This is a genomic window from Pseudomonas sp. P4_D7 (assembly GCF_056401755.1).
On the sequence record NZ_JBFUIR010000023.1, the window covers coordinates 64,023 to 70,186 of the forward strand.

The following is a 6,164-nucleotide window of genomic DNA, read 5'->3' on the forward strand; positions in this document are numbered from 1 at the left end:
ATGTCGTCAAACGCGGATCACAATTACGAGCTCATAGAGTTTGTGGCTGAGGGCTTGGGCGAGGCGTTTCTCGCCGAAGTTGCCTTTGTTGGCGGTTGCACAACAGCCATGCTGGTCACAGATACAGCCGTGCTGGACGACATTCGTTTCACTGATGACGTTGATCTTGTGATCGAGTTGGCCGGTATCAGCGCCTGGAACCAACTCACCGAACGGCTGGCCGTCAAGGGGTTCAAGATCACGGGGGAAGACGAGGTCAATTGTCGTTTTCGCTTCAATGACGTTGTCGTGGATGTCATGCCTTCCGACCCTGCAGTGCTCGGCTATGCCAACCGCTGGTTCGTCGAAGGGCTGGCGAGGGCGGATAAATTCACCCTGCCCAGCGGCACTGCCATCCAGATATTCCAGCCCGCGTATTTTCTCGCGACGAAACTGGAAGCTTTCGCTGGTCGGGGAAATGGTGATCCTTATCACAAGGATGTCGAGGACATGATCATCTTGATCGATGGTCGGCCTGAGCTGTTGGAGGAGGTGCGCCAGGCTGACAGCGACCTCAAGGCGTTCGTCACAGATGGAATCCACAAACTGATGGCGCTCGATGGGATTGGCTACGTGATCGAAAGTTCAGGCGCGGTGCAGGCGAATCCGGGCAGAGGACAGATTATTCACAGGCGTATGAAAGTGCTGGCCAACGCATGAGATACCACTCCCGATCAATCACTGGGCGAGCCAGTAAGGCAAATAATGACTATGCCGGAGCGACCTGTGAGGGGGACGGTGGTTTTTTTGTCGTCACGGATGGCACTTCCAAGCGCGGCAGTGGACAGCTGGCTGAAAGCTTCGTAAGCGGCATGTTGGCGGCTCATTCCACACAGATGCAGCAGGGGAGCTATCCTGCAGACCCCGCAGCTGTTGAGCGTCTATTGGGTTCAATACTTGCGGATTTTCATGCGTCGTTGCCTGCTGGTCAGACGGGAGCCATCTGTTACCTGATTGGATTGGTCGCCCATGGCCGACTTACCGTTGCATACGAGGGAGACTGTTCATGCGGCATTGTGACGTTGGCGGGTGCCATCGAGTGGATTACGCCACCTCACTGCAAGGCCAATTGGCGGCGCGACCGTTCGCACTGTGAGTTGGCGCAAGACCCCGCGCGAAATTCGGTAACGCGATGCTTGAAGATCAATCGGGTCCCGAACCCTGACTTTGTTTGTTGTGCTCTGGACACTGTTGAGCGCTTGGTATTTGTCACTGATGGATTTTGGGCGGACTTGACGCAAGCGCAGCAAAGCAGTTTGTTGGCGGCGCCGGATAGCGACATTAGCGTTGGCGACGATGATGTCACGTGGATAGATGTTCAGCTTGGCCAGCAAGACTGACGAGTTTTCTGAAACCAGCGCAATTCCCTTGTAGGAGTGAGCCTGCTCGCGATAGCGGTGTGTCAGTTACACTCCGCTATCGCGAGCAGGCTCACTCCTACAGGGGAACGGGTTCATCGTCCGAGATGTAAAAAGCCCCCGTAACTGCGAAGTTGCGGGGGCTTTTTGTGGGCGTGGCTCAGATCACTCTTCGGCGACCGAGTCCTTGCTCTGGCGCTTCTCGATCAAGTCCACCAAACGCTTGGCCAGCGCCGGGTAGTTCTCGTCGAAGTGGTGGCCACCAGGCAGTTTCACTGCCTCGCCAACGGCAGTCTTGTCCGTGCAGCCACTTTCATCGGTCTCTTCTTCACCGTAGATGCACACGACCTTGGCCGCTGGCAGCTTGGCCATTTCCGGGCCGGTTGCAGCTTCTTTGCCGGCGTTACCCAACCAGCCTTCGACTTCGATTTCGAAGCTGCCGGTGCGGGCGAAGGCCAGCAGGATGATTGCGTCTACGCGTTGCTGCTCGGTGTCTGGCAGGCGGTTGTAGATCGCTGGCAATACGTCAGCACCGAACGAATAACCGGTGAGGATGAAGCGCTTGGTGCCCCATTTCTGCCGGTAGTGTTGCATCAGTTCGGTCAGGTCCAGTGCGCTTTGCTCCGGACTCTTGTGCTGCCAGTAGTAGCGCAGGGTGTCGATGCCGACGACCGGGTAGCCGATCTTGGCCATTTCACCGGCCACGTCGCGGTCGAGGTCGCGCCAGCCGCCGTCACCGGAAAGGAACAGGGTCACGGTGTCTTTGGCTTGGCCGGCCGGCACTTCAACCACCGGGATCGCCAGACCGCCGTTGGCCTTGTCGCCGCCGACGAGGATCTTGCGCAGTTCATTGTTCAGCACTTGCGGCAGGTTGATGTCGTAGTCGCTGATGCTGGTTTCGGCGTTCGGTTGATCGCGCACGAAACCTGCGCTGGCGTCGTCCGGGTTGTCGTTCCACGCCACCAGCCAGTGGCCGTGGGCGGCGGATTTCGGCAGCAGGTGGGTGCAGCCACCCTTTTCCAGCGCGAGGTCGACGGACACGGCTTGGGCCTTGTCGTCTTTCTGCTCGGACAACCAGCGCCAGGCCAATACGGCGCCCGGGCCAATGCCGCTGACCAAGGTAGCGGGGCCATTCAGTTCACGCAGGCCCGATTGCAGAGCGCGGCTTTGCAGCAGGCAGTCCTTGGGCAGAATCACCTGAACGATCTGCGCCGAAGCGCTGCGGCTCAGGGTGGTCAGTTGTTTTTCACTGAGTTTCTGGTCGTCGTTGACCGCTATCAGGACCTGCGCCTTGGGCTTGGTGCCGGGGATGATGCGGGTCATGGCGGCGCCGTCGGCCGGGGTCAGCTGTTCGACGGTCGGTTCCGGTGCCGGGCGTTTCAGGTACCAGAAACCGCCGCCGGCAATCACGGCCAGCACGATCAGTGCGGCCAGGATGTACTTCAGGGAGCGTTGAATCATCAGCGTTTCACCAATCCAGTCAAGCCGCCCGCGATCAGGGCAGCAGTGTCGGCCAGCGCCACCAACGGATCGAGTCCGGCGGGCACGGCCATATAACGGGGTTCCCAGTCAGGCTGGAACTTGTCTTTGAAGCGGCGCAAGCCTTGGAAGTTGTACAGCTGCTCACCACGGCGGAAAACCATCGAGCCCAGACGCTGGGTCAGCGGTGCACCACGCCGGGGTTGCAACCCCGACAACGGCACCATGCCCAGGCTGAAGCGCGCGTATCCGTGACTCTTATAGTGTTGAATCAGGCCGACCATCATGAATTCCATGGTCAGCTTGGGGGCGTCCGGGTGCGCGCGCATCAGGTCGAGACTGGCCAGGTCATGGCTGTAAGTCTCGAGCAGGTTGGCGAATGCCACCGGGCGACCTTCGAAGCGAATCACCGCGATGCGGAAATGCTTCAGGTAATCGTCGCTGAAGCGGCCGAGGGAGAAGCCTTTCTCACGCACGTTCTTGCCGGTCAGCCACGCATCGGAAATCACTTTCAATTCGTCCATCGGCGCTTGGCCCGGCTCGTGGATCTCCAGCGACAAGCCATCGCGTGTGCCACGGTTCCAGGTGTAGCGCAGGTCCTTCATCTCTTTGCCCTTGGCTTCCAGGTCAAAGCGAAGCAGATCGACCCGGGCTTCTTCGCCGAGTTTGATCGCGGTCAGGCCGATGTCCATGTAGTACGGCAGGTTCTCCGCGCGCACCTGGTAGAACACCGGGCGAGCGTGGTGAATGTCGCAGAGGTCGCGGAACTGCCAGATCATCTCGGCGCGCTGCTGGCCGGGGCCGATCGGGTCGTACAGCGCCACCAGGCTGCGGCCACGGCGTGCGTACATCAGGAACGCTTCGTCGTTCTGGTGAAACAGCAGCGCCTTGTCACCGGTCAGCGCGAGGCCACCGTCGGGTTGCGACGACGCCATCAGAATCTTCGCCGCGCGATCGAGCTCGTCAGGCGTCGGCAGGTGAATGACCGGGCGCGCGGTGCGCAGCAGCCAGGTCAGCGCGATGACCAGCAACAGCACGGCAGCGCCGAGCAGCGAGCGCAGGCCACGCGGGGCGTCAGCGTCGAGGGTGAACTGCCACCACAGTTGATGGCTGTACGGCACGTCCTGATAGGCGAACAGCAGCAGCCACGTCGAAGCGCCCAGCACACAGAGGCTGGCCACCAGATACAGGGGGGAGAAGGGCAGTTCGGTCAGGCGGCTCGGGCGATAGAACGAGCGACGGAACACACCGAGCAGGGCTGCGGTGAGGGTCATCAGCGTCGCTTCTTCCCAGTCGAAACCTTTAAGCAGCGAGAGCAGGGCGCCGACCAGCAGCAGAATGGTGGTGAGCATCCACGCCGCCGACAAGCGCCGACGCAGGCCCTGAGCGAGCATCAGGCAGAGCACGCCGATCAGGCTGGCGCCGAAGTGCGAGGCGTCGACCAGACGATGTGGGATAAGAAAACCGATGTGCTCCAGACGTGTATCGATCTCGGGCGTCGCGCCGGAAAACAGCAACACCACACCGGACAGGAACACCAACACCGCCAGAATCGGTGCCGCCAGGCCGGACGCCGCGCGCATGGTCTGGGTTTGAAACAGGCGTTGGCCTTCGTTGATCAGCAGGAATACGCAGGCGACCAGCAGCGGCAGCACCACATAGATCAGGCGATACAGCAGCAGCGCCGCGGCCAGTGGTGCAGCACCTAGCGTGTCGGCGAAAGCGGCCAGCAGAATCGCTTCGAACACACCGACACCGCCGGGCACATGGCTGAGTACGCCGGCAGCCAATGCCAACAGGTACACCAGTAGGAATGCGCCGAACGGCGGCGCCTCCGGCAGCAATAGATAGAGGACAGTAGCGGCAGCGGCAACGTCGAGCGCGGTGATGATCAGTTGCAGGAACGTCAGGCGGCGGCCCGGCAGGCGCAGCGTGCGCCGGCCAACCCTGACCAGCAGGTTGTCGCGCAACGGTTGTTCCGGCAGGCGCCGACGGTAGATGCCAACAGCCAGTACTGCGCCAAGCGCCAGCACAACAGCGGCAACCGTGCCGAGCAGACCTTCGGACAAACCCAGGGCTTGAGAGGCAGCAGGCAGGTCGCTCAGCGTTGCCAGTGCAGCCAGCGGCGGCAAGGCGCAGCCCAGCGACAAACTGGCGAACAAGGTCATGTGCGCGACTTCCGACGCCCCCAGACCCAGTCGTGCATATAAACGGTAGCGAACCGAGCCACCGGACAGCAGCGACAGACCGATCGCATTACCAATCGCAAACGCGGTGAAGCCGCCCAGCGCCAATGTGCGCGGCGGCAAGGTCACGCCGGCATAGCGACTGGCCGACCATTCATAGCCAAGCAGAATAATGAAGCCGACCACGGTCGCACCGAAGGCGCCGAGCAAGGCGGGTTTCGGCACGTCAAGAATCGAGTCGTGCAACGCATCGAGATCGAGTTCGGCGAGCAGATGACGACAGGCAATCAGCGCAATGGCGAACAACAGCAAGGTGACCCCCAGCCCGATGGGCTGACGGTATTTGCTCAACCGATCCAGCAAGCGCAGGCGCTCGGGTTTGATCGGGTGTTCCGCTGTGACGGTGTCTTGTGGATCAGACGAGTTGGCGCGCATCAATCACCTCTTGGATTGTGCGCGACAGGATGGAGGTATCCAGCCAAGTTACCAATCCCTGTAGAAAAAAATAATCACAAAATACTACGCCTCTCACCGGGTATCGGCGAGGGCAGTTCCTGGATTGCAGAGGCCTTGCCTGCGACTCAAGCATAGTCGCAAGTGAGGACTTCTGAAGATCCCAAGCGGTTCACTGCACAGTGACAGATCATTGTTGCGAAAGGACTTTTTCAACAGATACAAAAAAGGCCACTCTTTCGAGTAGCCTTTTTTGATGTTTGGTTGCGGGAGCCGGATTTGAACCGACGACCTTCGGGTTATGAGCCCGACGAGCTACCAGACTGCTCCATCCCGCGTCTGTGTGGCGGCATTCTACAGGCGAACGGCGAGGTGTCAACCGCTAATCCCGTAAAGGGTCAAATAAGTGTGCATTCGCGTCAAACGGTCGCAGGTGGTGCGTTAAGTTTCGGAAATGCAAAGAATTCCTGTTTGGCGATCGCTTCTTTATAAGAAGCGGAAATCGACAAAACAGACGCGCACAAAAAAGGCCACTCTTTCGAGTAGCCTTTTTTGATGTTTGGTTGCGGGAGCCGGATTTGAACCGACGACCTTCGGGTTATGAGCCCGACGAGCTACCAGACTGCTCCATCCCGCGTCTGTGTGTCGG

At 59.9% G+C, this 6,164-nt stretch carries 3 protein-coding genes and 2 tRNA genes; 1 reads left to right on the plus strand and 4 read right to left on the minus strand.

What is annotated here, in order from left to right:
* A complete protein-coding gene (locus tag AC1DVF_RS16345; protein WP_477782788.1) occupies nt 1-699 on the plus strand; it encodes a hypothetical protein in 699 nt (232 codons plus the stop codon).
* Between the two features lie 863 nt (nt 700-1,562).
* On the opposite strand, the gene AC1DVF_RS16350 is transcribed toward AC1DVF_RS16345, so the two are convergent.
* The 4 genes from AC1DVF_RS16350 to AC1DVF_RS16365 form a co-directional block, all read right to left on the minus strand.
* Entirely contained in the window at nt 1,563-2,858 is a 1,296-nt protein-coding gene (locus tag AC1DVF_RS16350; protein ID WP_116254535.1) for a virulence factor family protein, read from the minus strand.
* A complete protein-coding gene (gene mprF / locus AC1DVF_RS16355) occupies nt 2,858-5,497 on the minus strand; it encodes a bifunctional lysylphosphatidylglycerol flippase/synthetase MprF (protein WP_099758168.1) in 2,640 nt (879 codons plus the stop codon). The genes AC1DVF_RS16350 and mprF overlap by 1 nt, the downstream gene beginning before the upstream one ends.
* A gap of 279 nt (nt 5,498-5,776) precedes the next feature.
* A tRNA-Met gene (locus AC1DVF_RS16360) sits at nt 5,777-5,853 on the minus strand.
* Between the two features lie 222 nt (nt 5,854-6,075).
* Nucleotides 6,076-6,152: transfer RNA gene (locus AC1DVF_RS16365), tRNA-Met, on the minus strand.
* Nucleotides 6,153-6,164: the final 12 nt, after the last annotated feature.